This window comes from Vibrio sp. 10N.222.49.C9, from assembly GCF_041474985.1.
Classification (GTDB): domain Bacteria; phylum Pseudomonadota; class Gammaproteobacteria; order Enterobacterales; family Vibrionaceae; genus Vibrio; species Vibrio crassostreae_C.
In genome coordinates this window covers 1-273 of record NZ_JBFRVD010000452.1, presented here as the reverse complement: position 1 = coordinate 273, position 273 = coordinate 1, and the positions used below count along the sequence as shown (strand labels likewise).

Annotated in this window: 1 protein-coding gene; it reads right to left on the bottom strand. The window is 45.4% G+C overall.

Going from position 1 to position 273, the window contains the following annotated elements:
* Window positions 1-236 (bottom strand): ArsR/SmtB family transcription factor (locus AB4585_RS23950; protein ID WP_372171251.1); only part of this gene is annotated, 236 nt, incomplete at its 3' end.
* Between the last annotated feature and the right edge of the window lie 37 nt (window positions 237-273).

The window sequence follows — 273 nt, the reverse complement described above, 5'->3', positions numbered from 1 at the left end:
GCCTGACGCAAAATTCGCAGATGCTCTGATACTGTAGATTGAGCTAAACCTAATTGCCCAACTAAATCCCCATTCAGGCAGCCGCCCTTTGTTTCGAGCTCGAACAATACCTTTAGGATTCGGACTCGAGCAGGATGAGCAATGGCCTTTGCTAAAGTCGCGAGTTCTTGTTCTCGCTTTGTATCCTCGTCTGAGATAACAGGTGCGATGCACTCTTGAGTCTGGCAACTGGTCATAATTATATTTCGACAATCGTGGAATGACGATTAATAT